Source organism: Actinomyces haliotis (assembly GCF_015355765.1).
Taxonomy (GTDB): Bacteria; Actinomycetota; Actinomycetes; order Actinomycetales; family Actinomycetaceae; genus Actinomyces; species Actinomyces haliotis.
In genome coordinates this window covers 33,842-60,677 of record NZ_JACWNA010000024.1, presented here as the reverse complement: position 1 = coordinate 60,677, position 26,836 = coordinate 33,842, and the positions used below count along the sequence as shown (strand labels likewise).

The following is a 26,836-nucleotide window of genomic DNA, read 5'->3' as shown; positions in this document are numbered from 1 at the left end:
GGCAGGGCCTTGTCGAACAGGCGCTTGCCGTCCCTGTTCAGGGCGGTGGCCCAGTGGTCGGACTTGCCGACATCGATTCCGATGAACACATCGATCTCGTCGGTGCGCATCGCGGTGCTCCTTCGTCTCGCAGGACACGGGGCCAGCCTCGAGCGGCTGGTCCCGCACCCACGTTACGAAAGGACTCGAGTCTCGGTCCGTTCCCCTGATCAGCGGTGAACCAGCAGCCCTGCGGCGGCCGGTGACAACACCCCCCGGATCATTGTGAAGACAGGGGCAAGACATCATGCCGACCACCGCTGGCCCGGCCACCGGCATCCCTCGCCGGCAACCACCAACAAGGTAACGGGCGGTGACGGGCCGGCGGGGCCGCGCGCCCTGCCGGCCCGTTCCTCGTCGCGGCCCGGGCCCCACCGGGAGACCCCGCCGTCAGACGATGTAGAGCGTCACCTCGGAGCCGCCACGTACCTTCTCCCCGGCCGCGGGATCGGTGGAGTGAGCCGTGCCGAACAGACCGCCCATGACGTCGGAGACGGTGACGGCGAGCCCGAGGTCCTCGAGGGCCTTCCGGGCCTCGGACTCCTGCTTGCCGGTGACGTCCGGCACGGTCACCATCTCCGGCCCCCTGGAGACGACGAGGGCGACGGCGTCCCCGACGTGCACGTCGTCGGCGCCGGAGGACGGGTCGGAGGAGATGACGGCGCCGCGCTCGACGTCGTCGCTGAACTCCTCGCTCACGTCGCCGAGCACCAGTCCGGCGGCCGCGACGGCGGTCTCGGCGTCGTCCTGCGTCATCCCGGCGAGGTCGGGAACGGTAGCGGGCTCCCGCCCCTTGGAGACCTCGAGGCTGACGGCGCTGCCGTGGTCCAGGGTGGTACCGGCGACCGGGTCCGAGAAGATGACCCGTCCCTCCGGGACGGTCGCGGACCATGACTGGGTGACGGCGCCGACGGCGAGACCGGCGCTCTCGATCGCTCCGGTGGCGGCGTCCTGGGTCTGACCGACCGTGTCCGGGACGGTCTTCTGCTCGACGCCGAGCGAGACGACGGCCGTGACCGTTCCGGATACCCGCAGCCGATCCGACGCGGACGGGCGCGTCGAGATGACGGTGCCGGCCGGGACGGTGTCGGAGTAGCTCTCACTGGGAGAGCCCCAGGTGAGGCCGGCCGCCTCGACGGCGCTGCGCGCCTCCTCCTGCGCACGGCCCGCCACGTCGGGGACGGCCACGCGTCGACCCGGCCCCTGGGTGAGGTACCAGGCGCAGGCTCCTCCGGTCCCGAGCAGGGCGAGCGCCCCGGTCGCGAGGACGGTACGGCGGCGCGGCCCCCTCCGGGCACCGGGACGGCGCACGGGGACCGCGGTGGTGGCCTGCGGGTCGGCGGTGCGCGCGGGAGGCAGAGCCTCTCTGCGGGCTCCGGGGACCCTCGTCGTGGTGCTCGACGTGGCGGAGCGGACCGTCCCGGCGCCGGTCCCGGCTCGGGACGCGAAGGAGCCGACCGGCAGGGAGACGGTGCGCGTGCCCGCCGCGGGCGTCGCGTCGGGGTCCTCGCCCAGGGTGCCGTCCCGCAGCGCCGCCCGGGCGGAGGCCGCGTTGGCGATGAGCGCGTCCTGGGTGCGGCCGTCACCGGTGCCGCCCCCGCGGCGCACGCGCAGCTCGGCCGGCGTGAGCGCCGCGACGGTCGAGCGGAGCCACGCCAGCGCCGCGTCCGCGTCTGCCAGGCGGTGCTCGGGATCCCGCTCCGTCATCGCGCGGACGAGCTCATCCACCTGCGGCGCGAGGTCGAAGACGAGCGTCGACGGGGCGGGAACGTCGTCGTGGACGTTGCGGAAGGCGATCTGGATCGGCGCCTCGGCGGAGAAGGGCTGCTCCCCGGTGAGGAGCTCGTAGAGGATGACGCCGACGCTGAAGACGTCCGCCCGCGGCCCGGAGGCGCCGTGGGTGATGAGCTCGGGCGCGAGGTAGGCGACCGTGCCGAGCACGTTCCCGGTGCTCGTCTGCGTCGCCTCGGTGACGGCCCGCGCGAGCCCGAAGTCGGCGACCTTGGCGGCGGAGCCGTCGGCCGGCAGGAGGACGTTCTCGGGCTTGACGTCGCGGTGGACGAGGCCGGCGCGGTGCGCGGCGCCGAGGGGACCGAGGACCTGCGCGACGAGGCCGAGGGCCTCACGGACGCTGAGCGGGCCGGCGGCGATGAGGTCGCGGAGGTTGGGACCCTCGACGAGCTCCATGACGAGGTAGGCGATCCCGTCGAGGCTGCCCTGGTCGTAGACGGCGACGACGCCGGGGTTGGACAGGCGCGCTGCGGCGCGGGCCTCCCGGCGGAAGCGGGCCACGAAGTCGGGGGAGTCGGCCAGGTGCGGGTGCATGAGCTTGAGCGCGACGACACGGTCGAGCCTGCGGTCCCGGGCGCGGTAGACGGTGGCCATCCCGCCGCGCGCGACCCGGTCGACGATCTCGTAGCGAGAGTCGACCAGGCGTCCGAGGTTCGGATCCGTGACCACGTCCGGAGTCTACGGGCCCACCACGCCGATCACGCGGAGCGGGTCGTGAGCGCCTCCGCGACGTCGGACAGGAGGTCGAGGGTCGCGCGTGAGGGCCGGACGCCCCCGACGTCGGACGCCCCTGGCCGCGAGGCCGGCTCGCCGAGGGCGGCGAGGGCCTTGCGCGCCCGTGCCACGTGCGCCGCGATCTCGCGCTCGTGGTCTTCGAGGGCGCCGCAGGAGCGGACGAGCTCGACGGCCTCAGAGACCTGCGCAGCCGGTGCCCCGCGGTGGGTGAGGACCTCGCGCAGGAGCCCTCGGCCAGCCTCGTCGGTGCGGCCCCAGACGGTGGCGAGGAGGACGGTCCGCTTGCCCTCGCGCAGGTCGTCGCCGGCCGGCTTCCCCGTCGTCGCGGGGTCGCCGACGACGCCGAGGACGTCGTCGCGCAGCTGGAAGGCGATCCCGACCTCCTCGCCGAAGCGGGTGAGCTGCGCGTGCTCGGCCGAGGCGGGGGAGAGGCCGGCGAGGAGCGCCCCGATGAGCAGGGGACTCGCGACGGAGTACCGCGCGGACTTCCGCAGCACGACCTCGAGGGCCTGGTCGCGCATGAGGGCCGCGGCCGCCGTCGCGTCCTCGCCCGGTGCGGGCAGCGGAAGGGCCTCGCCGCGCAGGTCGAGGAACTGGCCGACGGCGACCTCCTCGGTCATGGCGTCGAAGGCCTCGCGGGCGGCGACGCGGGCGGCGGGATCGGCGCCGCTGGCGGCGAGGGCGGATCCTGCCTCGCGGCCCGCGGCGGAGAGGAGCAGGTCGCCCAGGAGGATCGCGGCGCTGGAGCCGAAGTCGGAGGAGGAGCCACGCCAGCCCCGCCCGGCGTGGAGGGAGGCCATGGCGCGGTGAGCGGCGGGCAGACCGCGACGGGTCTCGGCGGCGTCGATGACGTCGTCGTGGGCGAGGGCGCTGGCCTGGTAGAGCTCGAGGGCGGCCCCGAGGCGTGCGGCGGTGGGGCCGGCGATGACCTCCTCGCGCTCGGCGGGGTCCTCGACGGCGAGGGCGAGGCCGGTAGCGGCGAGGACGGCGCGCATGCGCTTGCCGCCGGAGAGCAGGGTGGTGGCGGCGTCCAGGAGGTCGGCGGCGCCCCCGACGCCGACGAGGGCGGTGCGGCGCTCGGCGAGGACCTCGTCGAGGCTCGCCGAGACGGCGGTGCGCACGAGCGTCATCGTCCGGGGCAGGTCACTCATGCGGCCAGGGTACCGAGCGGGGACGGCCCGGGTGCGCCCCACCCGCCCCGGTGCCGACGGGTGCCGGTGGGAATAAACGCTACAATGGCACGGTTGCCTGCAGCGTCGGTGGTGACCTGCGCCCGGGAGGCGCGGGTCCGCCACCTGAACCGCCCTCCCACGTGAAAGGAACTCCGTGGCCACCAGCACCGCTTCGCGGAAGCGCGCCCAGCGCGCCGACGACGTCGATGACACCCCCGAGGAGGTCGACGACGTCGACCTCGAGGAGGAGGACGAGGAGGTCGACCTGGACGACGAGCCCGATGACGACTCGGATGACGATGACGAGTCGGACGAGGGCTCCGAGGACGACGCCGACGATGAGTCCGACGACGGGTCGCAGGACGGCGAGCCCGACGAGGAGGACGGCCCTGCGCCCGAGCTGCGCGACTACTACCTGGACGTGACCCTCGAGGAGAACGGCGACGGCTCCAAGCGGGCCCCCTTCAACACGCCCACCTCCTTCAAGGACGTCAAGCTCGCCCCCGGCGCCACGCTCTACGTGCGCTCGCGCACCACCATCGAGAACCTCCCGATCGCCGGCAACGGCACGCTCGAGGACCCGATCACCCTGGCCCCGTACGGCCACGGCCCGGTGCCGCGCTTCGTCGTCGGGGACTCCGCCCCGATGGTCGCCCGCGACTTCCTCACCCAGAACGGCTACATCTTCCGCGGATGGGTCATCAAGGGCATCAAGATGCAGCCCTCGATCGCCGCCCTCACCGGCGAGCTGGACCGCATGCGCCGCGAGGAGGCCAAGAAGGCCGCCGGCAAGAAGTCGAAGCGGTCCAAGAACAGCGAGAAGTCCAAGGACGGCTCGTACACGGTCTCCGACTCCGACGAGGGCGACGAGCCCGCGCAGAAGGTCGTCACCGCCGGCGCCACCGCGGACCCCGTCAAGGACTACCTCAAGCAGATCGGCAAGGTCGCGCTCCTCAACGCCGCCCAGGAGGTTGAGCTCGCCAAGCGCATCGAGGCCGGCCTCTACGCCGAGCACCTCCTGGCCACCGAGGGCAACGACCTCGAGGCCAAGTACCGCCGCGAGCTGCACTGGATCGCCAACGACGGCCAGCGCGCCAAGAACCACCTGCTCGAGGCCAACCTCCGACTCGTCGTCTCCCTCGCCAAGCGCTACACCGGCCGTGGCATGCTCTTCCTGGACCTCATCCAGGAGGGCAACCTCGGTCTCATCCGCGCCGTCGAGAAGTTCGACTACACCAAGGGCTACAAGTTCTCGACCTACGCGACGTGGTGGATCCGCCAGGCCATCACCCGTGCCATGGCCGACCAGGCCCGGACGATCCGCATCCCCGTCCACATGGTCGAGGTCATCAACAAGCTCGCCCGCGTGCAGCGCCAGATGCTTCAGGACCTGGGCCGTGAGCCCACGCCCGAGGAGCTCGCCGTGGAGCTGGACATGACGCCCGAGAAGGTCGTCGAGGTCCAGAAGTACGGCCGCGAGCCCATCTCCCTGCACACCCCGCTCGGCGAGGACGGCGACAGCGAGTTCGGCGACCTCATCGAGGACTCCGAGGCCGTCGTCCCCGCGGACGCGGTCAGCTTCACGCTCCTGCAGGAGCAGCTCCACGCGGTCCTCGACACGCTCTCCGAGCGCGAGGCGGGCGTCGTCTCGATGCGCTTCGGCCTCACCGACGGCCAGCCCAAGACCCTCGACGAGATCGGCAAGGTCTACGGGGTGACGCGTGAGCGCATCCGCCAGATCGAGTCGAAGACCATGTCGAAGCTGCGCCATCCCTCGCGCAGCCAGGTCCTGCGCGACTACCTGGACTGAGCGCTTCGACGCGCACGAGGCCCCGCCGACCCCCGTGGTCGGCGGGGCTCCTGCGCTCTCACCCGCCCGGCTGCCGGTTCCGGGGTAGCCTGTGCCCTGACACGGGGTGCCGCGAGGCTGAGAGAACACCCGTCGAACCTGTTCAGGTCATGCTGACGAAGGGAATGTCATGGGTGTGCCGTACGCCGTCCGCTCCGAGGTCCTGGAGACGCTGCGAGCAGCGCCGCCCCTGGTCCAGTGCCTCACCAACTCCGTCGTCACCAACGTGACGGCCAACGTGCTGCTCTCCGCCGGAGCCGCGCCCGCCATGGTCGACATCACCGATGAGGCCGGTCCCTTCGCCGCCGTCGCCTCCGCCGTGCTCATCAATCTCGGCACGCCCCAGCCCGAGCAGCGTCTCGCCGACCTCGAGGCGGCGCAGGCCGCGAAGAAGGCCGGGACGCCCTGGGTCCTCGACCCGGTCGCGATCGGCGCCCTCACTCACCGCACCGCACTCGCCCACCGCCTGCTGGGCATGAGCCCCGACGTCGTGCGGGGCAACGCCTCGGAGATCATCGCGCTGGCGGGGCTCGGAGGGGGAGGCCGCGGCCCCGAGACCTCCGACGACGTCGACGGTGCGCGCGAGGCCGCCCACGCCGTTGCCGCCCGGACCGGCGGCGTCGTCGCCGTGTCCGGACCCGTCGACCTCATCACGGACGGCACCCGGACCGTGCGCGTCGGCGGCGGCTCGGCGATGCTCACCCGCATGACCGGCGGAGGCTGCGCCCTCGGTGCCCTCATCGGAGCCTTCGTCGCCGCGGCTCGCACCGGGGGAGCGGCGCCGGTGTCCGACCTCGACGCCGTCGTCGCCTGCCACGCCTTCTACTCGGCCGCCGCCGAGCGGGCCGCGGCCCGCAGCGAGGGCCCCGGCTCCTTCCAGCCGGCGCTCCTCGACGCGCTCGCCGGGCTCGGCCGTGACGCCGTCGCCTCGACACCCGTGACGGAGGAGGACCGGTGACGCCGCGGCCCGCCCCGGACCTGCGCCTCTACCTCGTCACCGACGCCGCCCAGTGCGCCGCGCGCGGCCGCACGGTCCTCGAGACCGTGACCGAGGCCGTCGACGCCGGCGTCACCTGCGTGCAGCTGCGCGCGAAGGACACCGACGGAGCGGCCTTCCTGCAGGAGGTCCTCGACGTCTGCGCCGCGGTCGGGGAACGGGTCCCCGTCCTCGTCAACGACCGCGTCGACGTCTTCCTCGCGGCCCGCGCGCTCGGCTCCCGCGTCGCCGGCGTCCACGTCGGGCAGAGGGACCTGCCCGCCGTCGTCGTCCGGCGCCTCATCGGCGACGGCGCCTACCTCGGCCTGTCCGCGTCGACGCCCGAGGAGGTCGCCGCCGCGGAGGCCGAGGGCGCCTGCGACCACCTCGGCATCGGCACGATCCGGGCCACCGCCACCAAGACGGACGCGCCCACGGGCCTGGGCACGGACGGCGTCGCCGCCCTCGCCGCCCGCACCTGTCTGCCGGCCGTCGCCATCGGCGGCATCACGGCGCGAGACCTCCCTGAGCTCGCCGCCGGCGGCCTGGCCGGAACCGCCGTCGTCTCCGCGATCTGCCTCGCGGAGAACCCGGCCGCTGCGACGCGCACCCTGCGTGCCGCCTGGGACGAAGGAGCCCGCGCATGATCCCCCGCGTCCTCACGATCGCCGGCTCGGACCCCTCAGGAGGGGCCGGGCTGCAGGCGGACCTCAAGTCCATGAGCGCGCTCGGCGCCTACGGGATGAGTGTCGTCACCGCGCTCACCGCCCAGTCGACGACCGGCGTCACCGGCGTGCTCAACGTGCCGGAGGACTTCGTCCGCGCGCAGCTCGACACGCTCCTGGACGATGTCGCCCCGGACGCGACCAAGATCGGGATGCTCTCCACCACCGGACTCATCGGCGTAGTCAGCGAGTACCTCCCGCGGCTCGGGAGCACGGTCCTGGACCCCGTCATGGTGGCCACCTCCGGTGACCGTCTGCTCGAGGAGGAGGCCGTCCAGGCTTTGCGCGAGCTGTGCACGCGTGCGGACCTCATCACGCCCAACATGCCCGAGGCCGCCGTCCTGCTGGACGAGGCGGAGGCGGTCGACGTCGACGGCATGGTCGACCAGGCACGTGCCCTGCTCGACCTCGGGATCCCCCGGGCCCTGCTCAAGGGCGGTCACCTCGCGGGTGAGGCGACGGACGTCTACGCCGACGCCGACGGCGTCGAGCTCCTCACGGCGCCGCGCACCGAGACCCGGAACACTCACGGCACCGGCTGCACCCTGTCCTCCGCGATCGCGGCTCTCCGGCCGCGCCGGGCCGTCTGGCTCGAGGCGGTGCGGGACGCCAAGACCTACCTCGCCAGCGCCATCGCGCACGCGGATGAGCTAGCAGTCGGGCACGGCCACGGTCCGGTCCACCACTTCCACGCCCTGTGGGACCAGCACCTGGACGAGCAGCCGGGGGATCCCCGGCAGAGCTGACCGGCGGGACCGGACGGTCCCCACCCGGCCCTCGCCCGAGAAGGGACGACGAACGGCGCCGCGGCGGGCTCATGGCCCGGCGCGGCGCCGTCCTCGTGCACGGATGGGGAAGGGGCGCGGTGCTCAGTCCTCCGAGACGAGGCGAGCCGACTCGTCCTGGATGAAGAGCGCCTGCGACTCGAGCGCGGCCATGTTGGCGCGGCCGTGGTGGGCGCAGAAGAGGAGCTCGCCAGAGGCGAGCACGACGCGGACGTAGGCCTGGGCGCCGCAGGCGTCGCAGCGGTCGGCGGTGGTGAGCGGGCGCTCGGAGGAGGAGCCCGCAGCGGGTGCGGCCGAGTCGGCCGGTGCGGCCGCCTGCTCGGTGACGGCGGGGATGCTTGTCTGGCTCATGTGGCTACTCCACCACCCCTCATGACACGGGACGATCACATTCGGGTCGTTTCCGCCTGGGGCGCACGGTCTGCGCCGGAGGCGAAACGGGGAAGGCAGGCGGGGAGGGCGGATACGAAGCCCACACGGACCCTGCGGCGCGGGAGGATCCGCGCCGCACCGCCGATCCGCTAGGTTGCCGCCGTGCCAGATTCCTCGAGCTCCTACAACGCCCGACACCTCTCCGTCCTTGAGGGGCTCGAGGCGGTCCGCAAGCGTCCCGGCATGTACATCGGCTCCACCGACCAGCGGGGCCTCATGCACTGCGTCTGGGAGATCATCGACAACGGCGTCGACGAGGCCCTCGAGGGATACGGCGACTCCATCGCGGTGACGGTCCACGAGGACGGCTCCGTCGAGGTCCGCGACACCGGCCGCGGCGTCCCCGTCGACATCGAGCCCGGCTCCGGCCTCACCGGCGTCGAGCTCGTCTACACCAAGCTCCACGCCGGCGGGAAGTTCGGCGGCGGCTCCTACGGCGCCGCCGGCGGCCTCCACGGCGTCGGCGCGAGCGTCGTCAACGCCCTGTCCGCGCGCATGGACGTCGAGGTCGACCGCGGGGGCAAGACCTACGCCATGAGCTTCCGACGGGGCGTTCCCGGGGTCTTCACCGACCCGAAGTCCGGTCCCAGCCCCGACTCGCCCTTCGAGGAGTTCACCGAGGCCACCGAGCTGCGTGTCATCGGCAAGGTCAAGCGCGGTGTCACCGGCACGCGCGTGCGCTACTGGGCCGACCCCCAGATCTTCCCCAAGCCCGCCGAGTACGACGCCGCGGCGCTGCGCGCCCGGCTGCGCCAGACGAGCTTCCTCGTCCCCGGCCTCACCCTCACCCTCACCGACGAGCGCCCCGAGGAGGTCGCGGCCCGCGCGGAGGCCACCCCCGCGACGGACTCGACGGCCCCCACGGACGACCCGGCCCTGCGGGCCAGTGCCAAGAACGCCACCGAGGGATCCGGCGACCTCCTCGACACGGGGGACAAGGACGGCGCCGAGCTCTTCCGCGCCGACGGCGGCACCGCCGACTTCGTCGACTTCCTCGCCACCGACGGATCCGTCACCGACACCTTCCGGCTCACCGGCGAGGGGGCCTACACGGAGACCGTCCAGCAGCTCGACCGCAAGACCGGTCACCTGCGTCCCGTCGAGGTCGAGCGCACCTGCACCGTCGACGTCGCGCTGCGCTGGGGCATCGGCTACGAGACGACCGAGCGCTCCTTCGTCAACATCATCGCCACCCCGATGGGCGGCACGCACCTCACCGGCTTCGAGCAGGCCGTCACCAAGGTCCTGCGCAAGCAGATCGACTCCAACGCCCGCGCCCTCAAGGTCACCGCGAAGGACGGGAGGATTGAGAAGGACGACATCCTCGCGGGGCTCACCGCCGTCGTCACCGTCCGCGTCCCCGAGCCGCAGTTCGAGGGGCAGACGAAGGAGGTCCTCGGCACGGCGCCCGTGCGCCAGATCGTCTCCAAGGTCGTCGAGAAGGAGCTCACCGGGATCCTCACCTCGTCCAAGCGCGACCTCAAGACGCAGTCCCGCGCGCTCCAGGAGAAGATCGTCGGTGAGATGCGAGCCCGGGTCTCCGCCCGCATGCACAAGGAGATCTCCCGCCGGAAGACCGCCCTGGAGACCTCCACGCTCCCGGCCAAGCTCGCCGACTGCCGCTCCGACGACGTCGCCGCCTCCGAGCTCTTCATCGTCGAGGGCGACTCCGCGCTCGGCACCGCGAAGAACGCCCGCAACTCCGAGTTCCAGGCGCTCCTGCCGATCCGCGGCAAGATCCTCAACGTCCAGAAGGCCTCCCTGGCGGACATGCTCGGGAACGCCGAGTGCTCCGCCATCATCCAGGTCGTCGGCGCGGGCTCCGGGCGCACCTTCGACCTCCACGCGGCCCGCTACGGGAAGATCATCCTCATGACGGACGCCGACGTCGACGGCGCCCACATCCGCACGCTGCTGCTCACCCTCTTCTTCCGCTACATGCGCCCCATGATCGAGGCCGGGCGCGTCTTCGCCGCCGTGCCGCCCCTGCACCGCATCGAGGTCAGCGGCCAGGGCCGCAAGAAGCGCGAGGTCATCTACACGTACTCCGACGAGGAGCTCGTGACGACCCTCAAGAGGCTCGAGAAGCAGGGGAGGACCTTCAAGGAGCCGCAGCGCTACAAGGGCCTGGGCGAGATGGACGCGCACCAGCTCGCCGAGACGACGATGGAGCCCGAGCACCGCACCCTGCGCCGGATCACCCTGGGCGACGAGGCCGAGCTCGCGGAGGCCGAGAACGTCTTCGAGCTCCTCATGGGCTCCCACGTGGAGCCTCGCCGCGACTTCATCGTCGAGGGCGCCCGCGAGATCGACCGGGAGCGCATCGACGCCTGACCGAGGCTACGGTCGGCGGGCACGTGCGCGGCGTCGACGTCGGGTAGCCTCGGGATCGACCCCACGGGTCCGGGCTGAGCAGGCGCGGACCCTCCCGACGGACGAGAGTGGTGCACGTGGCTCCTGCCTACGGTTCCTCCCACCGGCTCGGCGCCTCGAGCGCCTGGTCGATGCTGCGGCCCGGGCCGCGCTCCGCCCTGCCGACCCTTCTCACCTGGCTCCCGCTGAGCCCGGCTGACAATCCCGAGGTCGCGGCGCTCATCGCGCGTGCCGAGGCCGTGGACAACCCTCCGTACCGCACGAGCGAGGTCGAGACCGCCGAGTACTTCGCCGATCCCGTCTACTCAGGGGTGGCCGGACGCGACGCCGACGGCGTCATGCGTGCCTTCGCGATCGTCCGGCTGCGTCCCTCCTCGGAGATCTACGCCTCGATGAGCGGGATCGTCGACCCGGAGTACCGGGGACGCGGCGTCGGAGCGGCCATCATCCACTGGCAGACCGAGTGCGCCCAGCACCTCATCGGCGTTGAGCGCGTGGGCCGTGCCCAGGTGACCGGCGGCTCCTTCGAGGCAGCGCACATCGTCACCGGTGTCCTCGACGACGACACCACCTGGCGCGGGATCCTCGAGAGCATCGGATTCACGCCGCGGCGCTGGTACCGGGAGGTGCGTCGTCGTCTCGACGTGGCGATCCCCGAGATCGAGACGGACCGCTTCCTCACCGTCGAGCCCTGGACCCCTCAGATCGACGACGACGTCCGGCGAGCGCACAACGCCGCCTTCGCGGACGCGTGGGGGTCGCAGCAGGTCTCCGCCAAGGAGTGGACCGAGCGGCGACCCTACTTCGAGCCGGGCTGGAGCTTCGTGGCCGTCGACCGCTCGGGCGATCGCTCTCGTGTGGCCGGGTACCTCATCTCGAGCCGTTACGAGCAGGACTGGGACGCCCTCGGCTGGACGGAGGGCTACACCGACATCCTCGGCGTCGGCGCCGAGTACCGCCATCGCCGCGTCGCGACGGCGCTTCTGACGACGGCGATGCGCGCCTACCGGGACTCCGGGATGCAGTACGCGGGCGCGGGCGTCGACTCCGAGAACCCGACGGGCGTCGTCGGCCTCTATGAGGGCCTCGGCTACGAGCCGACCCGCGGCACGGTCCTCTACGGCCTCGACGTCTGAGGCGTCCGGACGCTGGCCGCGCGGCACGGCTCTGGGTGAGGATGGGGCATGCGAATCGTCATCGCTCCCGACTCCTTCAAGCAGGCCATGTCGGCGGCGGAGGCCGCCGCCGCCATGGCCCGTGGCGTGCGCGCCGTCGTCCCGGAGGCCGACGTCGTCGAGCTGCCCGTGTCCGACGGCGGTGAGGGCTTCATCGACGCCGTCGCCGCCTCCCTCGGGGCCGAGCTGCGGGACGTCGACGCCGTCGACGCCCTCGGTCGGCCGGTCACCGCCCGGATCGCTCTCGCCGACGGCACCGCCGTCGCCGAGATGGCGAGCGCCTCCGGGCTGGAGATCATCTCCGCCGAGGACCGCGACGTGCGCGCCTCGGACACCCGCGGCGTGGGCCGACTCGTCCGGGCGGCGCTCGACGCGGGGGCCACGCGCCTGCTGCTCGGGATCGGCGGCTCCGCAACGAACGACGGCGGTGCCGGCATGCTGGTCGAGCTCGGGGCCCGGATACTCGACGCCGACGGCGCCACGATCGGCTCCACTCCCGCCGAGCTCGAGCGGGTGGCCTCCGTCGACCTGTCGGGTCTCGACGAGCGCCTCGCTGGGCTTCACGTCGACGTCGCCTGCGACGTGGACAACCCGCTCCTCGGCGAGCGCGGCGCCAGCGCCGTCTTCGGTCCGCAGAAGGGCGCCAGCGAGGAGGACGTCGCCTACCTCGACGAGGTCCTCGGCCGCTGGGCCGCCGCCTCGGGGCACGAGGAGGAGGCCTCGCAGCCCGGAGCCGGTGCTGCGGGGGGCCTGGGCTTCGCGCTCCTCGCCTTCCTCGACGCGACCCTTCAGCCCGGTATCGAGCTCGTCTCCGAGGTGGTCGGCCTGGCTGACGCCGTCAAGGGCGCTGAGCTCGTCATCACCGGCGAGGGATCCGTCGATGCTCAGACCCTCGGTGGCAAGACGCCTGCGGGCGTGGCCGCCGTGGCGAGGGAGGCGGGCGTCCCGACGCTCATCGTCGCCGGCCGGGTCAAGGCGGACGCCGACGTCCTCCTCGACGCGGGCGTCGTCGCCGTCATCTCCAACTCGCTGGGCGAGTCGCAGGACCTCGCCACCGAGCTGGCCAACGCGGCCTCCAACACGGAGCGGTCGACGGCCACGGCCCTGAGGCTGTGGACCCACTCGACCGGTCGGGGAGCCTGATCGGCGACGGCCGACCGGCGCGCCGTGGGGCCCCGCCTCCGCGGCTTGCGAGTCGCAGGACCGCGCCGTTCTCAGCCGATGGCCGTGATGGGCCCGGGCAGTGGCGATCCCGAGGCGTCACGCCGCTCGTCCGGCTCCGGGAGGTCGATGGCCTGACCACCGGACCCGACGGCGCGGGGCCCCACGCCCACCCACGCGAGCACGAGCTCGTCCTCGCCGCGCACGAAGCGGTGCGCGCGCACACCGCCCGTGGCGCGGCCCTTGGCCGGGTAACGGTCCAGCGGGGAGACCTTCACCGAGCCCGCCGTGCCCGGCAGAGCGCCCTGGGCGCCGGCGACCGTGACGACCTCGGCCTCGGCCAGCAGGTCCTCGGCGACGACGGAGCCGGCGATGACGCGGGCCCCGTCATGCAGCGCGATGCCGGCCATGCCGGCGGCGCCGCGACCCTGGGGCCTCACCTTGGAGGCCGGGAAGCGCAGGAGCTGCGCGTCGGAGGTCACCAGGACCAGCATGTCCGCGTCCGAGGCCGTCCCGGCCATGACGACGCGGTCGCCGTCAGCCAGTGAGATGACCTCCCACGCGTCTCCCGAGCGCGGCTCGTCCCGGGGCTTGACGCGCTTGACGACGCCCTGTGCGGTGACGAGGACGATCGGCTCCGCAGACGTCGGGTCCTCGGGCGAGAGCGGTACCAGGCCGACGACCTTCTCCTCAGGCTCGATGTCGACGAGCAGCCGTGCCGGCGTGCCGCCGGCCAGGGACGGCGAGCCCTCGAGGCGCGGCACCTCGGGCGCGGCTACGACGTCGAGACGCACGAGGCGGCCCGTGTCCGTCACGGCGCCCACGGCTCCTCGCGCGGTGGCCGGGACCTGGCTCGTGAGCGCGTCGTGCGACTGACGGCCCCCCGTGCGCGGCACCGGCTTCGCGCCCTGGGTGCGTGCCACGAGGCCCGTCGCCGAGAGCATGACGCGGCAGGGGTCGTCCGGGACAGTGAGCGGTACGTCCTTGGCGCCGGCGAGCATCATGGCCTCGCTCGCGGCGCGCGCCGCGGCGGAGGCTCCGGCACCGGCACCTGCCTGCGAGCCGACGCCACCGGTGAGAGCACCGGCGCCCTTGCCGGCGGCCTCCAGCAGGACGGTGCGACGGGGAGTGCCGAACTCCTCCGCCACGGAGGCGAGCTCGCGGGAGACGACGCCGCGCAGGAGCCTGTCATCGGCGAGGATCGCCTCGAGCTGCTCGATCTCCGCGGCCAGCTCGTCGCGCTCCTTCTCCAGCTCGATGACCGAGAACTTGGTGAGCCGACGCAGCTGGAGCTCAAGGATGTAGGAGGCCTGCGGCTCGGAGAGATCGAAGACCTGCATGAGGCGGGTGCGCGCGGTGGCGGCGTCGTCCGAGGAGCGGACCACCTGGATGACCTCGTCGATGTCGAGGATCGCGATGAGGAGGCCCTCGACCAGGTGCTGGCGCTCGCGCCGCCTGCCGAGGCGATAGCGGGTGCGGCGCTCCACGACCGTGAGGCGGTGGCGCACGAAGACCTCGAGGAGCTCGCGCAGGCCCAGCGTGCGGGGCTGGCCGTCGACGAGGCACACGTTGTTGATGCCGAAGGAGTCCTCGAGCGGCGTGTGCTTGTAGAGCTGGGCGAGGACGGCCTCCGGGTTGTAGCCGTTCTTCACCGAGATGACCAGCCGCGTGCCGTTCTTGCGGTCCGTGAGGTCCTGGACGTCCGTGACGCCCTGGAGCTTCTTGGAGCCGACGGCGTCCTTGATCCGGGCGATGACCTTCTCCGGGCCGACCATGTAGGGCAGCTCGGTGACGACGATGCCCTTCCTGCGGGCGGTGACGTTCTCGATGCGCGCCGTCGCCCGGGTGACGAACTTGCCGCGGCCCGTGCGGTAGGCCTCGCGGACGCCGTCGAGCCCGACGATCATGCCGCCGGCCGGTAGGTCCGGGCCGGGCACGAAGGCCATGAGGTCCTCGAGGGTGGCGTCCGGGTGCTCGATGAGGTGGCGGGCCGCGCCGACGACCTCGACGAGGTTGTGGGGCGGCATGTTGGTCGCCATGCCGACGGCGATCCCCGTCGCGCCGTTGACGAGGAGGTTCGGGAAGGCGGCCGGCAGGACGTCGGGCTCGGTGAGCGTGTAGTCGTAGTTGGGGGAGAAGACGACGGTGTCCTCGTCGATGTCCGCGGTGAGGGCGAGCGCCGGGGCCGCGAGGCGCGCCTCGGTGTACCGGGGGGCCGCGGGACCGTCATCGAGGGAGCCGAAGTTGCCGTGGCCGTCGACGAGCGGCAGCCGCATCGTGAAGGGCTGGGCCTGCCGCACGAGCGCCTCGTAGATGGCGACGTCGCCGTGGGGGTGCAGACGCCCCATGACGTCCCCGACGACGCGGGAGGACTTCACGTGAGGGCGGTCGGGACGCAGCCCCATCCGGTCCATCTGGAACAGGATGCGGCGCTGGACGGGCTTGAGACCGTCACGGGCGTCCGGGAGGGCCCGGGCGTAGATGACCGAGTAGGCGTACTCCAGGAAGGAGGAGCGCATCTCCGTCGAGAGGTCCTGCTCGACGATCTCGCCGTCGGTCGGGGGAGGAGTCACGGTGGGGGACTTCGGCATGCGGGCATTCTCGCGGGATGACGCCGCTGCGCCCGGAGCGACACCCGGGGGTGACGGGCGCGACGGCGGCCCGCGATGGCATGATCGCGCCCATGACGTCGACGACACCGACCACCGGGATCCCCGAGGCCCTGCGCGAGGAGGTCACCCGCGCCGGCTACTACCCCGAGCTCGTGCTCGGGACCCTTGACGTCTCGCTCGCGGGGGAGGCGGTGTCCTGCGACCTCGTCCAGGCGGAGACCACCTTCGACGACACCGACGTCCACCGGCACCTCACGGTCCTCGTCCTCACTCCCTCGCGCCTCCTCATCGTCCACGTGGACGACGCCGTCCGCGAGGACGGCTTTCCGGCCGCCGTCGCCACCTCCGAGGCCGTCGCCGTGAGCCGGATCCGCTCGGTGGCCCTCACGCGTGGTGTCGCCGTGCCCGCAGCCGGCGGCGGCCGCCTCACGGAGATGACGATCGTCATCTCCTGGGGCGCCGTGCGGCGTCTCGACCTCGAGCCCGCCACCTGCGGGGACCCCTCGTGCCAGGCCGACCACGGCCTCACCGGCGTCTCCATGCCCGACGACATCGCGGTGCGCGTCGCGGCCGGCGTCGAGGGTGACGAGGCCCTCGAGCGCGCAGAGGCCTTCGCCCGCGCCCTGTCCGCCGCCACGGCACGCGCTGCGGGAGCAGACCTGTGAGCGTTCCAGCGAACGGCGCCGTGATCGGCGATACGTCGAGCCCGAGGCGCCCGCTCGTCGAGCCCTCCGACGCACCGAGCCTGCGCGAGGTCCTCGGCGCCGCGGCCGTGAGCGCGGGCCTGCGCCTGCGGGACCCCGGCCGCCCCGGAGTCCTCACCGACGACGAGGCGCGTGCTGCCGCGGACGCCTGGGGCATCCTCGACCCCGCCCGGGCCGAGCGCGGCGCCGCCCGGGGAGGCGGCACCGTCGTCGTCCTCGTGGACGGCCTGGGGCTCGAGCTCCTGCGCGAGCGTCGTGGGCACGCTCCCACGCTGCGCTCATGGCTCGCGGACGCGGAGCCCTTCGGGTCGGGTCTGCTCGGCACGCCGGTCGGACCTGATCCGGCGGCGCGCACCTGCGTCCCCTCGACGACGGCGGCCGCGCTCACGACGCTCGGGACCGGAGCCCTGCCCGGCGTCACCGGGATGGTCGGCTACTCGGTGCGCAACCCGCTGCTGCCGCCCGCGGAGACGGGCGTCGTCCCCGCCGCTGAGGACAACCTCTGCCTCATCACGTGGGAGGGCACCGTCCCCGACCCGCGCACGTGGCAGGACGTCCCCACCGTCTTCCAGCGCCTCGAGCACGACCCCGCCCTCCGACGCGACGCGACCGGCCAGTCCGCACCGGCGGCCCTGTCGATCGGGCCGGCCCGCTTCTCCGGCTCCGGGCTCACCGAGGCCGGGCTCCGCGGGCCGCGGCACCTGGCCGCCGACCGCCTCGAGGACCGTCCCGGTCTCGCGGTCAGCGCCCTCCGCCGTGGGGCGCCCCTCGTCTACCTCTACGTCGGCGAGCTCGACCACGCCGGCCACGGCCACGGCTGGCGCTCCCAGGAGTGGCTGCGCGAGCTCGAGCGACTCGACGCCGCCATGGCCGAGCTGGTCCGACGCGTCCCGCGCGGCACGCGGATCATCCTCACCGCCGATCACGGCATGGTGGACACGGACGCCGAGCACCGCGTCACCGTCACCGACCACGAGAGCCTCCAGCGCGACGTCGCCGGGCTCGCGGGCGAGCCGCGCATGAACCACCTCTACGTGCCCGGGTCGGACCCGGATCTCGCCCAGGAGGTGGCCGCGCGGTGGCGCGCCGAGCTCGGAGAGAGGGCCGCGTGGGTCGGCACGCGGGCGGAGGCGGAGATCCTCCTGGGGCCGGTGTCGGCGCGCACGATGACCGTCCTCGGCGACGTGCTCGTCGCGATGGCCGGCGCCTGGGTGGTCGTCGACCCCCGGGTCCACTCCGAGTCGGCGATCGCCATGCCCGGGGTCCACGGCTCGATCACGCCGGCGGAGACGACCGTCCCCCTCCTCCTCGCGCAGGCCTGAGCGCTCGGTCCGGAACAGGGGCGCGCTCGCGCGGGCCCAGTGCGCCTCGGAGCCGTCGACGGCTGAGGGCTGTGAGCCAGCGACAGTCCGGACGCGACTGAGGCCGCCCCTGGGGGCGGCCTCAGCGAGCCTCAGTCAGCCGTGAGAGCTGGTGTACGACGGCCGCGGATCTCCGCGGCCGGGCGCTCACTCCGGCTTCGCGCCGAAGACGATCTCGTCCCAGGAGGGCACTGACCGGCGGGGACGGCGCTTCGGCTTCGCCTTCGGCGCCGGGGGCATCTCGGGCAGGGCGCCCTGGGTGCCGCGCTCGGTGACCTCCGCGACCTCGGCGGTCGGGGCGTCCATCTGGGCCCGCGACGCGTCCGGCTGCGGGCGGGCACCGGGCGCCGGCTGCCCGGACGAGCCGTCCTCGCCCTGGTGGAGCTTCGAGCCCGCAGGGTGGTTGCCCACGAAGGCCCGGCGGCGCTCCTGCATCGAGAAGACGCGAGCCTGGCCGTGCGGGCTCGTCTCGTCGTCGGCCTCGGCGGCGTGGGCCGAGCCGGGGTCGACCTCGTCGTCCTCCGGGACCTCGACCTCGACCCGCCGCCCGCGGTTGGACGCGAGGTCGGCGAGGAGCGCGTCGGTGTCGGAGTCGACCGGGGCGCTGGAGGTCCCGGTCGGGGCCTTGTCGGCGTGGTCCAGGTCGGCGGGCTCCGGAGCGGGTGCAGGGGAGTCCTCGGCCGGGACGGAGCCGTAGGACGCGCGCTCCTGGGCGGAGGCGCCCGGAGCCTCGGAGTCCTGGTCGAAGACGGCGGGGCGGCGGCCGCCGGCGCCGGCCTCCGTGAGCCAGCGCGCCTCGTCGTCCCTCGCCGCGACGGTGCGGGCCGGGAGGTCGAGGGTCCACGTGGCGCGGTGCTCGGTGTCGCCCTCGAGGAAGGTCACGAGGATCTGCCAGGGCTGCCGGCCCTCGCGCAGCGCGTCCCACTCCAGGGACTCGGGGTCCACGCCCCGCGTGGCGAGACGGTCGACGACGAGCTCACCGAGGAGGGGAGAGTCCTTCTCCCAGCCGATGCGGCACAGGCGCGCCTGCTCGACGGCCCAGCCGCGCTCGGCGAGGACAGGGCCCTCGAAGCGACGCACGTGCTCAACGTCCTGCCCGGTGGCGGCAGCGACCTCCTCGGCGGAGGCCCCGGCGCGCATGAGGGCCTGAAGGTCCTTCGGACGGGCCGGGGTCGTCGGTGCGGCCTCGGGCTCGGGGGTCTGCGACTGGCGGGGGAGCGAGCCCGGGTGGTCGCGGCGCACGGCGGCGCGGAGGGCGTCGTCGATGACGAGGCTGTACCGCTCACCGGCCTGGTCGGTCATGACGACGGAGCCGCCGTTGGCACCCAGGAGCTCGAGCTCGATCATCGGGGTGTTCCTCCTCTTCTCGCACCTACGGGGCACAGCCTACGTGGCCCCGAGGTCCCGCCCCGCCACCGGCGCCGGGGCGCGTCGCCGAGGTGTTCACCCACAGCCGTTCCGGGGGCCGCCGAGCAGGAGTTTCCGCCTGGTCCCCCCGGTGCTATGGTGCGCGTGCCCTGCTCGGAGGGGCGGCTTCTCCGCGTGCGCGCACGCCGCGCGCGCGTGGCCGTTCCCGGCGGTCCTCCCCACCGCCTGAGAGCCACCGAGAGCCGTCGACGAGAGAGAGTGACCAGGCCATGGCGACTGACTACGACGCACCGCGCAAGCACGACGACGAGCCTGAGTCAGACTCCATCGAGGAGCTCACCGCCCGTCAGAAGGACCAGTCCTCCGAGGCGATCGAGGAGGACGAGAACGAGGTCGCCGAGGGCTTCGAGCTGCCCGGCGCCGACCTGTCCCGCGAGGAGCTCAGCGTCCGCGTCGTCCCCCAGCTGGAGGACGAGTTCACCTGCTCCGAGTGCTTCCTCGTGCACCACCGCAGCCAGCTCGCCTACGTCGACGACGCCACCGGCCTGCCGGTGTGCACCGACTGCGCCGGCTGAGCCCGAAGCGACGAGCACCCGACCCGCGCCAGGCGCACCGCACCGGCGCGGGTCTCGCGCACCCACCGTCCGGCCACCGCGCCGGCAAGCCCGTCCACGGACCAGGAGCCCCCATGGGTCTGTTCTCCCGCCACCACCACGCTGATGACACCGACGCCGCCGCCAGGACGGAGGTGAGCCCCTCGGAGCCCGGCGACGCCGTCGAGGACGACGGACGCCCCGAGCCGCCCGCGGAGCCCTCCGGCCCCTGGGACCTCGCCGAGGCCCCCGCCCCGGAGTCCACCCGCCTCATCGACCTCGGCTCGATCCGGGTCCCCGGGGTCGACGGCATGCAGCTGCGCCTCGAGAACCCGCGCCCCGGGGCCGAGGCCGGCGCCGTGGTCCTCGTCCTCGAGGGCTCGACCCTCGAGCTGCGCGCCTTCGCCGCCCCGCGAACTGCGGGCGTCTGGGAGGAGCTGCGCGCCGACATCGTCGCCGAGCTCAAGCGCGCCAAGGCAGAGCCGAGCGTCGTCGAGGGCGAGCACGGGCCCGAGGTGGCCGCGCGCGTCCCCGTCCAGACGCCTGACGGCCAGCAGCAGCGCGTGCCCGTCCGCTTCCTCGGCGTCGACGGACCCCGCTGGTTCCTCCGCGGCGTCCTCCAGGGACCTGCCGCCGTCGACGACGAGGCCTCGCGCACCCTGCGCGACGTGTTCAACGGCGTCGTCGTCGTCCGCGACCAGCAGGCCCGCCCGCCGCGTGAGATCCTCCCGCTTCACGCGCCCGGCTCCGTCACCGGCCCCGACGCCGAGGCCCTGCCCGGGCTCGAGCCGCTCGAGCCCGGCCCGACCATCGCCGAGGTCCGCTGAGCATGCTCGACTCCCTGCGCCGTCGGCTGCACGGGCTGCGCGCCAGCCGCGAGGACCTCGCCGCCCAGGACGAGGAGGTGTCCGCGATCCGTCGCGGCACCGTCCCGATCCGCGCGCTCCAGCCGCGCCGCCGCGCCCGCGTCTCCGGCGTCCTGCGCGCCGTCACCTACCGCCCGGCCTCCGACAAGCCGGTCCTCGTCGGCCAGCTCTTCGACGGCACCGGCTCCATCGACCTCGTGTGGATCGGGCGCCGGCAGATCGCCGGCGTCCGCCCGGGCACCCACCTCGCCGCCGAGGGAATGGTCGCCCCCGGCCGGACGCGCCCCACCATGTACGACCCCAGCTACGAGATCCTGGGACCCGACGCGTGACCCGCGTCGAGCGGCCCGCCGGGACCGGTCTGTCCTCCGTGGGCGCCGAGCGCTTCGACGCCTCCGCCGCGATCGGCGGGTGGCGCGGCGCCGCCGAGTCGGCCCTGCCGACCCTCGTCTTCGTCGTCGTCATGGCGGTGCGCCCCACGGCGCTCGTCCCCGCCCTCGTGGCCTCCCTCGCCGTGAGCGCCGTCGCCCTCGTCGCCCGCCTCGCGCAGCGGCAGGGACTCACCCAGGTGATCGGCGGCGCGGTCCTCGCTCTCGTCTCGGCCGCCTGGGCGTGGCGCACGGGTCGAGCCTCGAACTTCTACGCGACCGGCCTCGTCGTCAACGTCGTCTGGCTCATCGCCTGCCTCGGCTCCGTCGCCGCGCGCTGGCCGCTCGTGGGCGTCCTCATGGGGCTGTGGGAGGCGAGCGCGGGGGAGACCGGGCAGTCGGACGGAGGGGATGACGCGTCGTCCGCACCGACCGGGCACTGGACCGCCTGGCGCACCGACCCCGCGCAGGCGCGACGACGCCGGCGCTACGTCCTGGGCACCCTCGTCCTGGCGGCCATGTTCGCGCTCCGCCTCGTCGTCGAGCTCCCGCTCTACCTGGGCGGCGACGCGACGGTCTCCGCCCTCGGCGTCGCCCGCCTCGCCCTGGGGCTGCCGCTGTTCGCCCTCACCTGCTGGTTCGTCTGGCTCCTCGTGAGGCGGGGGAACGCCGACGCCGTCTGACCGATGACGCCGACGCGCCGGCCGCCTGCGGGAGGCCCACCGACGGCGGGCCCTGCCCGGTCGGTGCTCAGCCCAGGTCGCCCGAGGGCTCCTGGGCCGGCGGGACCTCCTCCTCGTTCGGGGCGAAGATGTCCGGGATCTCCGCGAGGGTCGACTCGCCCTCGCGGGCGGTGAGGAAGATGAGCTCGTCGCCGCGCTCGAAGCGCTCGTCCCGGTCCGGGTTGATGGGGCGGTAGTCGCGCAGGATCGCAGCCAGCACCGTGTGCGGCGGCAGCTCGACCTCGCTCACGAGCTCGCCGATGGCGGGCGAGTCGTCCGGGATCGTCAGCTCGTGCATGTGCGCGCCGGACTGGTGGAAGGTGAAGACCGAGACGAGGGAGCCGACGCTCACCGCCTCCTCGACGAGAGCGGTCATGATGCGCGGCGTCGACACGGAGACGTCCACGCCCCAGGTCTCGTCGAAGAGCCACTCGTTCTTCGGGTTGTTGACGCGCGCCACCGTGCGGGGCACCGCGTACTCCGTCTTGCACAGGAGCGAGATGACGAGGTTCGCCTTGTCGTCACCGGTCGCGGAGACGACGACGTCGGCGTCGCCCGCGCCGGACTCGGCGAGGGAGTCGACGTCGCAGGCGTCCGCCAGCTGCCAGTCGGCGTCAGGGACGGAGGCGATGCGCATCGCCTCGGGCGAGCGGTCCACGAGTGTGACCTCGTGCCCGTGGCTGATGAGCTCGCGCGCGATGGAGCGGCCGACGGAGCCAGCGCCGGCGATGAGGATCTTCATGGCTCAGGCCTCCTGGGCGGGCTGGCGGGACAGCGTGCGCTGGACGGCGGTGAGCCGGTCCGAGCGGACGGCGAGGTGGAGCAGGTCGTGCTCCTGGATGACCGTTCCGGGCCTCGGGACGACGGCCCCGGAGCCGCGCGACAGCCAGGCGACGCGCACGTCGAGGCGCTCCTCGAGGGCGCCCACGGTCATGCCGACCCAGGCGGTGGAGACGTCCGGCTGGACGAGCGCCACCTCGCCCGAGGGGTCCTCGAGCTCGCGCTGGGTGCCGCCGGGCAGGACGCGGCGCATCATCTGCTCCGCCGTCCAGCGGACGGTCGCGACCGTGGGGATGCCCAGGCGCTCGTAGACCTCCGCGCGCCGCGCGTCGTAGATGCGGGCGACGACGTGGTCGACGCCGAAGGTCTCGCGGGCCACGCGCGCGGCGACGATGTTGGAGTTGTCACCGTTCGAGACGGCGGCGAAGGCGTAGGCCTCGTCGATGCCGGCCTGCTCGAGGGCGTCGCGGTCGAAGCCCACGCCCTTGATCTTGCGGCCGGAGAACTCGGCGGGAAGACGCCGGAATGCCTCGGCGTTCTGGTCGATGACGGCCACTGAGTGGCCCATGCGGTCGAGCTGGGCGGCCATCGAGGCCCCCACGCGACCGCACCCCATGATGACGAAGTGCACGGCAGAACCGTACTCCGCGTCTTGGACCATCGAGAACGCGGACGTAACATTCCTGGTCGTGCGTGACTTCGCCGACCGCGTCAAGCGGATCCTCGTCGGCCGCCCGGTTCCCAGCCAGGCCCTCGGCGAGACACTCCTCCCCAAGAGGATCGCCCTCCCCGTCTTCGCGTCCGACGCCCTCTCGAGCGTCGGCTACGCGCCGGACGAGGTGCTCGTCACCCTCGCGGTCGCCGGATTCGCCGCGACGGCGCTCTCGCCCTGGATCGCGCTGGCGGTCGTCGGCGTCCTCGTCGTCGTCGTGGCCTCCTACCGCCAGACCGTCCACGCCTACCCCTCCGGCGGCGGCGACTACGAGGTCGTCTCCACGAACCTCGGCCCGCACGCGGGCCTCCTCGTGGCCTCGGCGCTCCTGTGCGACTACGTCCTCACCGTCGCCGTGTCCGTCTCCTCCGGCACGGGCTACCTCGCCGCGGCCGTGCCCGCGACCGCCCCCTACAAGGTCCCGATCGCTGCGGCCATCGTCACGGTCCTCGCCGTCATGAACCTGCGCGGCTCGCGCGAGTCCGGCGGCGCCTTCGCCGTGCCGACCTACATCTACATGGCCTCCATCGCCGTCATGGTCGTCGTCGGTCTCGCGGAGGAGCTCACCGGGCACCTCGGTCAGGCCTCCTCCGCCGGGCTCACGGTCGTGCCCGAGGCGGGCTGGGAGACGGGCCTGTCCGGCCTGGCCGGGGCGTTCCTCATCCTGCGCGCCTTCTCCTCCGGCTGCGCCGCCCTCACCGGCGTGGAGGCTATCTCCAACGGCGTCCCCAGCTTCAAGAAGCCGAAGTCGAAGAACGCCGCGACGACGCTCCTCATGCTCGGCACGATCGCCGCGCTCATGCTCATGAGCATCATCCACCTGGCGGGCGCCACCGGCGTCAAGCTGGTCGAGGACCCCGCCACCCAGCTGCTCTCGAACGGGCAGGCCCTCGGCTCCTCGTACCACCAGGACCCCGTCATCGGCCAGGTCGCGGAGACCGTCTTCGCGAGCTTCAAACCGATGTTCTACCTCGTCACCGTCGTCACCGGTCTCATCCTCGTCCTCGCCGCCAACACCGCCTTCAACGGCTTCCCGGTGCTCGCGAGCGTCCTGGGCCGCGACGAGTTCCTCCCGCGCCAGCTCGCCCAGCGCGGCGACCGCCTCGGGTACTCCAACGGCATCATCGTGCTGTGGGTCGGCGCCATGGCCTTCATCATCGGCTTCCAGGCGAACACCAACCGCCTCATCCAGCTCTACATCGTCGGCGTCTTCATCTCCTTCACGCTCTCCCAGATCGGCATGGTCCGGCACTGGACCCGCGAGCTCAAGGGCGCCACCGACGCCAAGGCGCGCCAGCGCATGCAGCGCTCCCGCGTCATCAACGGCGTCGGCGTCGTCGGCACCGGCCTCGTCCTCGTCATCGTGCTCCTCACCAAGTTCACCCGCGGCGCCTGGATCACCCTGACGATGATGGCGATCATCTACGTCCTCATGAACGGCATCCGCCGGCACTACCGCGGCGTCGCCGAGGAGGTCGCCGTGGAGGACCTGCACGACGCGCGGGTCCTGCCCGCCCACGTCCACGCCGTCGTCCTCGCCTCCAGGCTCCACCAGCCGACCCTTCGCGCCCTCACCTACGCCCAGTCCACCCATCCGACCTCCATCGAGGCCGTCACCGTCGACACCGGCGACGGCGGCGCCGAGCAGCTCCTCGAGGACTGGGAGGAGGCCGACCTCCCGGTCCCGCTCACCGTCCTCGACTCACCCTTCCGCGACATCATCCGGCCGCTCACGAGCTACGTGCGCTCCGTGCGCCGCGAGTCCCCGCGCGACCTCGTCGTCGTCTTCCTCCCCGAGTACCTCGTCCGCCACTGGTGGGAGCAGGCCCTCCACAACCAGACGGCCCTGCGGCTCAAGACCGCGCTCCTGTTCACCCCCGGCGTCGTCGTCGCCTCCGTGCCCTGGCAGCTCGGCCTGCCCGGCGAGACCCACATCCACCGCGGCGTGCGCGCCCACACGCCCACCGGCATCAAGGACGCCGACGCCGCAGCCCGCGACCTCTCGGAGGCCCGCCAGACGCCCGTGGAGGAGCACGCGTGAGCCCCGCCGCGCCTGAGGAGCTCATCCTCGCCGTCGGGGCCCCCGCCCACGGCGGCCACTGCGTCGCCCGGCCCGTCGACGACCCGACCGGCCGCGTCGTCTTCGTCCGCCACGCCCTGCCCGGCGAGACCGTCCGCGCCCGCCTCACCCAGAAGACCTCCAAGATGTGGCGCGCCGACGCAGTCGAGGTCCTCAGCGCCTCGCCCGACCGCGTCGATCCCGTGTGGCCCGAGGCCGGACCCGGGGGAGTCGGCGGAGGAGAGCTCTCCCACGTCGCCCTGCCCGCGCAGCGCACCTGGAAGCGCTGGGTCCTGGCCGACTGCCTGCGCCGCCTCGGCGGCGAGCAGGTCGCCGACGCCGTCCTCGCCCTGCCCGAGTCCAGCGCGCCCGGGGGCGTGCTCGTCGAGGCCATGCCCTCCGAGGCCCGGGCCGAGCGCAGCGGCGAAACGCGCGTGCGGGCCCTCGCAGGCACCGGGACCCGCACCCGCGTCGAGCTGACCGCGACCTCGGACGGCCGCGCCGGAATGAACGCCTTCCGCTCCGGCACCGTCCTGCCGGTGAGCTCCCTCCCGCTGGCCGTCCCGGGCATCCGCGAGCTCGGGCTCACCGAGCGGAGCCGCTGGCGCAAGCAGCTGCGCCCCGGCACCCGCGTCCACGCCGTCGCCCCCTCGGGCGGTGAGCCCGTCGTCGTCCTCACCGACGACCGCGGCGAGACGGTGCTGACGGGAGCCGCGCACGCGACCGGCCGCCGCCGCGTCGACGAGGTCGTCGACGCCGACGGACTGGGCCTGGGGGAGCTGCGCTACTCGGTCCACGCCGACGGCTTCTGGCAGGTCCACCGCGACGCTCCCGCCGTCCTCGTCGACCGCGTTGTCCGCGCCGCCCTCGGCTCGCGGCCCACCGCCGTCGGCACCCGCAAGGGGGACGCCCCGCTCGACCGGGACACCGTCGCCGGGACCCGCGTCCTCGAGCTCTACTCCGGGGCGGGGCTCTTCACCCTGCCGCTCGCCCTGCTCGGCTGCGACGTCGCGAGCCTCGAGGGCAGCGAGCAGGCCGTCCGCGACGCCCGCCGCACCCTCCACGACCTGCCCGGCACCCGCCTGCACGCCGGGCGCGTCACCGCCGCCTCCGTCGCCGCGCTCGGGAGCTCATTCGGCCCGGGCCGCGACGAGCGCGCCGACGTCGTCGTCCTCGACCCGCCACGCTCCGGAGCAGGCCGCGAGGTCATCGAGTCGGTCGCGGCCCTCGGGCCCCGGCGGATCGTGCTCGTCGCCTGCGACCCGGCAGCCCTAGCACGGGACCTCGGCACGCTGCTCGGCGCCGGCTACGCGCCAGCGGCCCTCGCGGCGCTCGACATGTTCCCGCACACGCACCACTTCGAGACCGTCGCCGTCCTCGAGCGCGCCTGAGACCGGCGCGGGTCGCCGGCCGATTTCGCGACGGGTTGCTGACGAAATGGAGACCTCTGTCACGCGGTGTTCCCGCGTCCGCACGTC

At 73.6% G+C, this 26,836-nt stretch carries 22 protein-coding genes and 1 riboswitch; of the genes, 15 read left to right on the top strand and 7 right to left on the bottom strand.

The window, feature by feature from the left end; translation table 11 throughout:
• Positions 1–429: 429 nt before the first annotated feature.
• Together pknB and IXW69_RS10215 are read right to left on the bottom strand one after the other, a co-directional pair.
• Entirely contained in the window at positions 430–2,499 is a 2,070-nt protein-coding gene (pknB, locus tag IXW69_RS10220) for a Stk1 family PASTA domain-containing Ser/Thr kinase (RefSeq protein WP_194786237.1), read from the bottom strand.
• A gap of 29 nt (positions 2,500–2,528) precedes the next feature.
• Positions 2,529–3,716, bottom strand: a complete 1,188-nt coding sequence (locus IXW69_RS10215; protein ID WP_194786236.1) for a polyprenyl synthetase family protein — start codon at positions 3,714–3,716, stop codon at positions 2,529–2,531.
• A gap of 175 nt (positions 3,717–3,891) precedes the next feature.
• On the opposite strand from IXW69_RS10215, the gene IXW69_RS12090 reads away from it, so the two are divergent.
• From IXW69_RS12090 to thiD, 4 genes are all read left to right on the top strand, one after another.
• Complete coding sequence (locus IXW69_RS12090) at positions 3,892–5,547, top strand: RNA polymerase sigma factor (protein WP_323745278.1); 1,656 nt, start codon at positions 3,892–3,894, stop codon at positions 5,545–5,547.
• Between the two features lie 92 nt (positions 5,548–5,639).
• Positions 5,640–5,729, top strand: a riboswitch (TPP riboswitch).
• The gene (thiM, locus tag IXW69_RS10205; RefSeq protein ID WP_194786235.1) at positions 5,717–6,544 is read left to right on the top strand and encodes a hydroxyethylthiazole kinase; all 828 of its coding nucleotides are present in this window, start codon (positions 5,717–5,719) and stop codon (positions 6,542–6,544) included. Its footprint overlaps the riboswitch before it by 13 nt.
• On the top strand, positions 6,541–7,209 hold the full coding sequence (thiE, locus tag IXW69_RS10200) for a thiamine phosphate synthase (protein ID WP_194786234.1): 669 nt from the start codon (positions 6,541–6,543) through the stop codon (positions 7,207–7,209). Before thiM ends, thiE begins: the two co-directional genes overlap by 4 nt.
• Entirely contained in the window at positions 7,206–8,033 is an 828-nt protein-coding gene (thiD, locus tag IXW69_RS10195) for a bifunctional hydroxymethylpyrimidine kinase/phosphomethylpyrimidine kinase (RefSeq protein ID WP_228525277.1), read from the top strand. Before thiE ends, thiD begins: the two co-directional genes overlap by 4 nt.
• A gap of 123 nt (positions 8,034–8,156) precedes the next feature.
• Here thiD and IXW69_RS10190 read toward each other — a convergent pair whose 3' ends face one another.
• Positions 8,157–8,423 carry a DUF7455 domain-containing protein gene (locus IXW69_RS10190; protein WP_194786233.1) on the bottom strand — a complete coding sequence of 89 codons (267 nt, stop codon included), beginning with the start codon at positions 8,421–8,423 and terminating at the stop codon, positions 8,157–8,159.
• 183 nt (positions 8,424–8,606) lie between these two features.
• Here IXW69_RS10190 and IXW69_RS10185 point away from each other — a divergent pair, with 183 nt between their 5' ends.
• The 3 genes from IXW69_RS10185 to IXW69_RS10175 all read left to right on the top strand — a co-directional run bounded on the left by IXW69_RS10185 (position 8,607) and on the right by IXW69_RS10175 (position 13,195).
• Entirely contained in the window at positions 8,607–10,838 is a 2,232-nt protein-coding gene (locus IXW69_RS10185) for a DNA gyrase/topoisomerase IV subunit B (protein WP_323745277.1), read from the top strand.
• A gap of 116 nt (positions 10,839–10,954) precedes the next feature.
• Positions 10,955–12,013 (top strand): GNAT family N-acetyltransferase, encoded by a 1,059-nt coding sequence (locus IXW69_RS10180; protein WP_407646563.1) that lies wholly within the window; start codon positions 10,955–10,957, stop codon positions 12,011–12,013.
• A 48-nt stretch (positions 12,014–12,061) separates the two neighbouring features.
• Positions 12,062–13,195 (top strand): glycerate kinase, encoded by a 1,134-nt coding sequence (locus IXW69_RS10175; RefSeq protein WP_194786232.1) that lies wholly within the window; start codon positions 12,062–12,064, stop codon positions 13,193–13,195.
• 71 nt (positions 13,196–13,266) lie between these two features.
• On the opposite strand, the gene IXW69_RS10170 is transcribed toward IXW69_RS10175, so the two are convergent.
• Complete coding sequence (locus tag IXW69_RS10170) at positions 13,267–15,804, bottom strand: DNA gyrase/topoisomerase IV subunit A (RefSeq protein WP_194786231.1); 2,538 nt, start codon at positions 15,802–15,804, stop codon at positions 13,267–13,269.
• Between the two features lie 92 nt (positions 15,805–15,896).
• Here IXW69_RS10170 and IXW69_RS10165 point away from each other — a divergent pair, with 92 nt between their 5' ends.
• Both IXW69_RS10165 and IXW69_RS10160 read left to right on the top strand, forming a co-directional pair.
• Positions 15,897–16,490: a DUF5998 family protein gene (locus IXW69_RS10165; protein ID WP_194786230.1), complete on the top strand. Its 594-nt coding sequence runs from the start codon at positions 15,897–15,899 to the stop codon at positions 16,488–16,490.
• A gap of 23 nt (positions 16,491–16,513) precedes the next feature.
• Positions 16,514–17,851 carry an alkaline phosphatase family protein gene (locus IXW69_RS10160; RefSeq protein WP_407646565.1) on the top strand — a complete coding sequence of 446 codons (1,338 nt, stop codon included), beginning with the start codon at positions 16,514–16,516 and terminating at the stop codon, positions 17,849–17,851.
• Between the two features lie 186 nt (positions 17,852–18,037).
• Here the strand turns inward: IXW69_RS10160 and sepH are convergent, their stop codons facing one another.
• Positions 18,038–19,237, bottom strand: a complete 1,200-nt coding sequence (gene sepH, locus IXW69_RS10155) for a septation protein SepH (protein WP_194786229.1) — start codon at positions 19,235–19,237, stop codon at positions 18,038–18,040.
• A gap of 290 nt (positions 19,238–19,527) precedes the next feature.
• Here sepH and IXW69_RS10150 point away from each other — a divergent pair, with 290 nt between their 5' ends.
• The 4 genes from IXW69_RS10150 (at position 19,528) to IXW69_RS10135 (ending at position 21,768) form a co-directional block, all read left to right on the top strand.
• Positions 19,528–19,833 carry a DUF4193 domain-containing protein gene (locus IXW69_RS10150; protein WP_194786228.1) on the top strand — a complete coding sequence of 102 codons (306 nt, stop codon included), beginning with the start codon at positions 19,528–19,530 and terminating at the stop codon, positions 19,831–19,833.
• 113 nt (positions 19,834–19,946) lie between these two features.
• Complete coding sequence (locus IXW69_RS10145) at positions 19,947–20,678, top strand: DUF3710 domain-containing protein (protein WP_194786227.1); 732 nt, start codon at positions 19,947–19,949, stop codon at positions 20,676–20,678.
• A 2-nt stretch (positions 20,679–20,680) separates the two neighbouring features.
• Positions 20,681–21,049, top strand: coding sequence for an OB-fold nucleic acid binding domain-containing protein (locus IXW69_RS10140; protein ID WP_194786226.1), 369 nt, complete (start codon positions 20,681–20,683; stop codon positions 21,047–21,049).
• A complete protein-coding gene (locus IXW69_RS10135) occupies positions 21,046–21,768 on the top strand; it encodes a DUF3159 domain-containing protein (protein ID WP_323745276.1) in 723 nt (240 codons plus the stop codon). Before IXW69_RS10140 ends, IXW69_RS10135 begins: the two co-directional genes overlap by 4 nt.
• A gap of 67 nt (positions 21,769–21,835) precedes the next feature.
• Here the strand turns inward: IXW69_RS10135 and IXW69_RS10130 are convergent, their stop codons facing one another.
• Entirely contained in the window at positions 21,836–22,549 is a 714-nt protein-coding gene (locus tag IXW69_RS10130) for a potassium channel family protein (protein ID WP_194786225.1), read from the bottom strand.
• A gap of 3 nt (positions 22,550–22,552) precedes the next feature.
• Positions 22,553–23,218, bottom strand: a complete 666-nt coding sequence (locus tag IXW69_RS10125) for a potassium channel family protein (RefSeq protein WP_194786224.1) — start codon at positions 23,216–23,218, stop codon at positions 22,553–22,555.
• A 58-nt stretch (positions 23,219–23,276) separates the two neighbouring features.
• On the opposite strand from IXW69_RS10125, the gene IXW69_RS10120 reads away from it, so the two are divergent.
• Both IXW69_RS10120 and IXW69_RS10115 read left to right on the top strand, forming a co-directional pair.
• Positions 23,277–25,340: an APC family permease gene (locus IXW69_RS10120; RefSeq protein ID WP_194786223.1), complete on the top strand. Its 2,064-nt coding sequence runs from the start codon at positions 23,277–23,279 to the stop codon at positions 25,338–25,340.
• A complete protein-coding gene (locus IXW69_RS10115; protein WP_194786222.1) occupies positions 25,337–26,749 on the top strand; it encodes a class I SAM-dependent RNA methyltransferase in 1,413 nt (470 codons plus the stop codon). Before IXW69_RS10120 ends, IXW69_RS10115 begins: the two co-directional genes overlap by 4 nt.
• Positions 26,750–26,836: the final 87 nt, after the last annotated feature.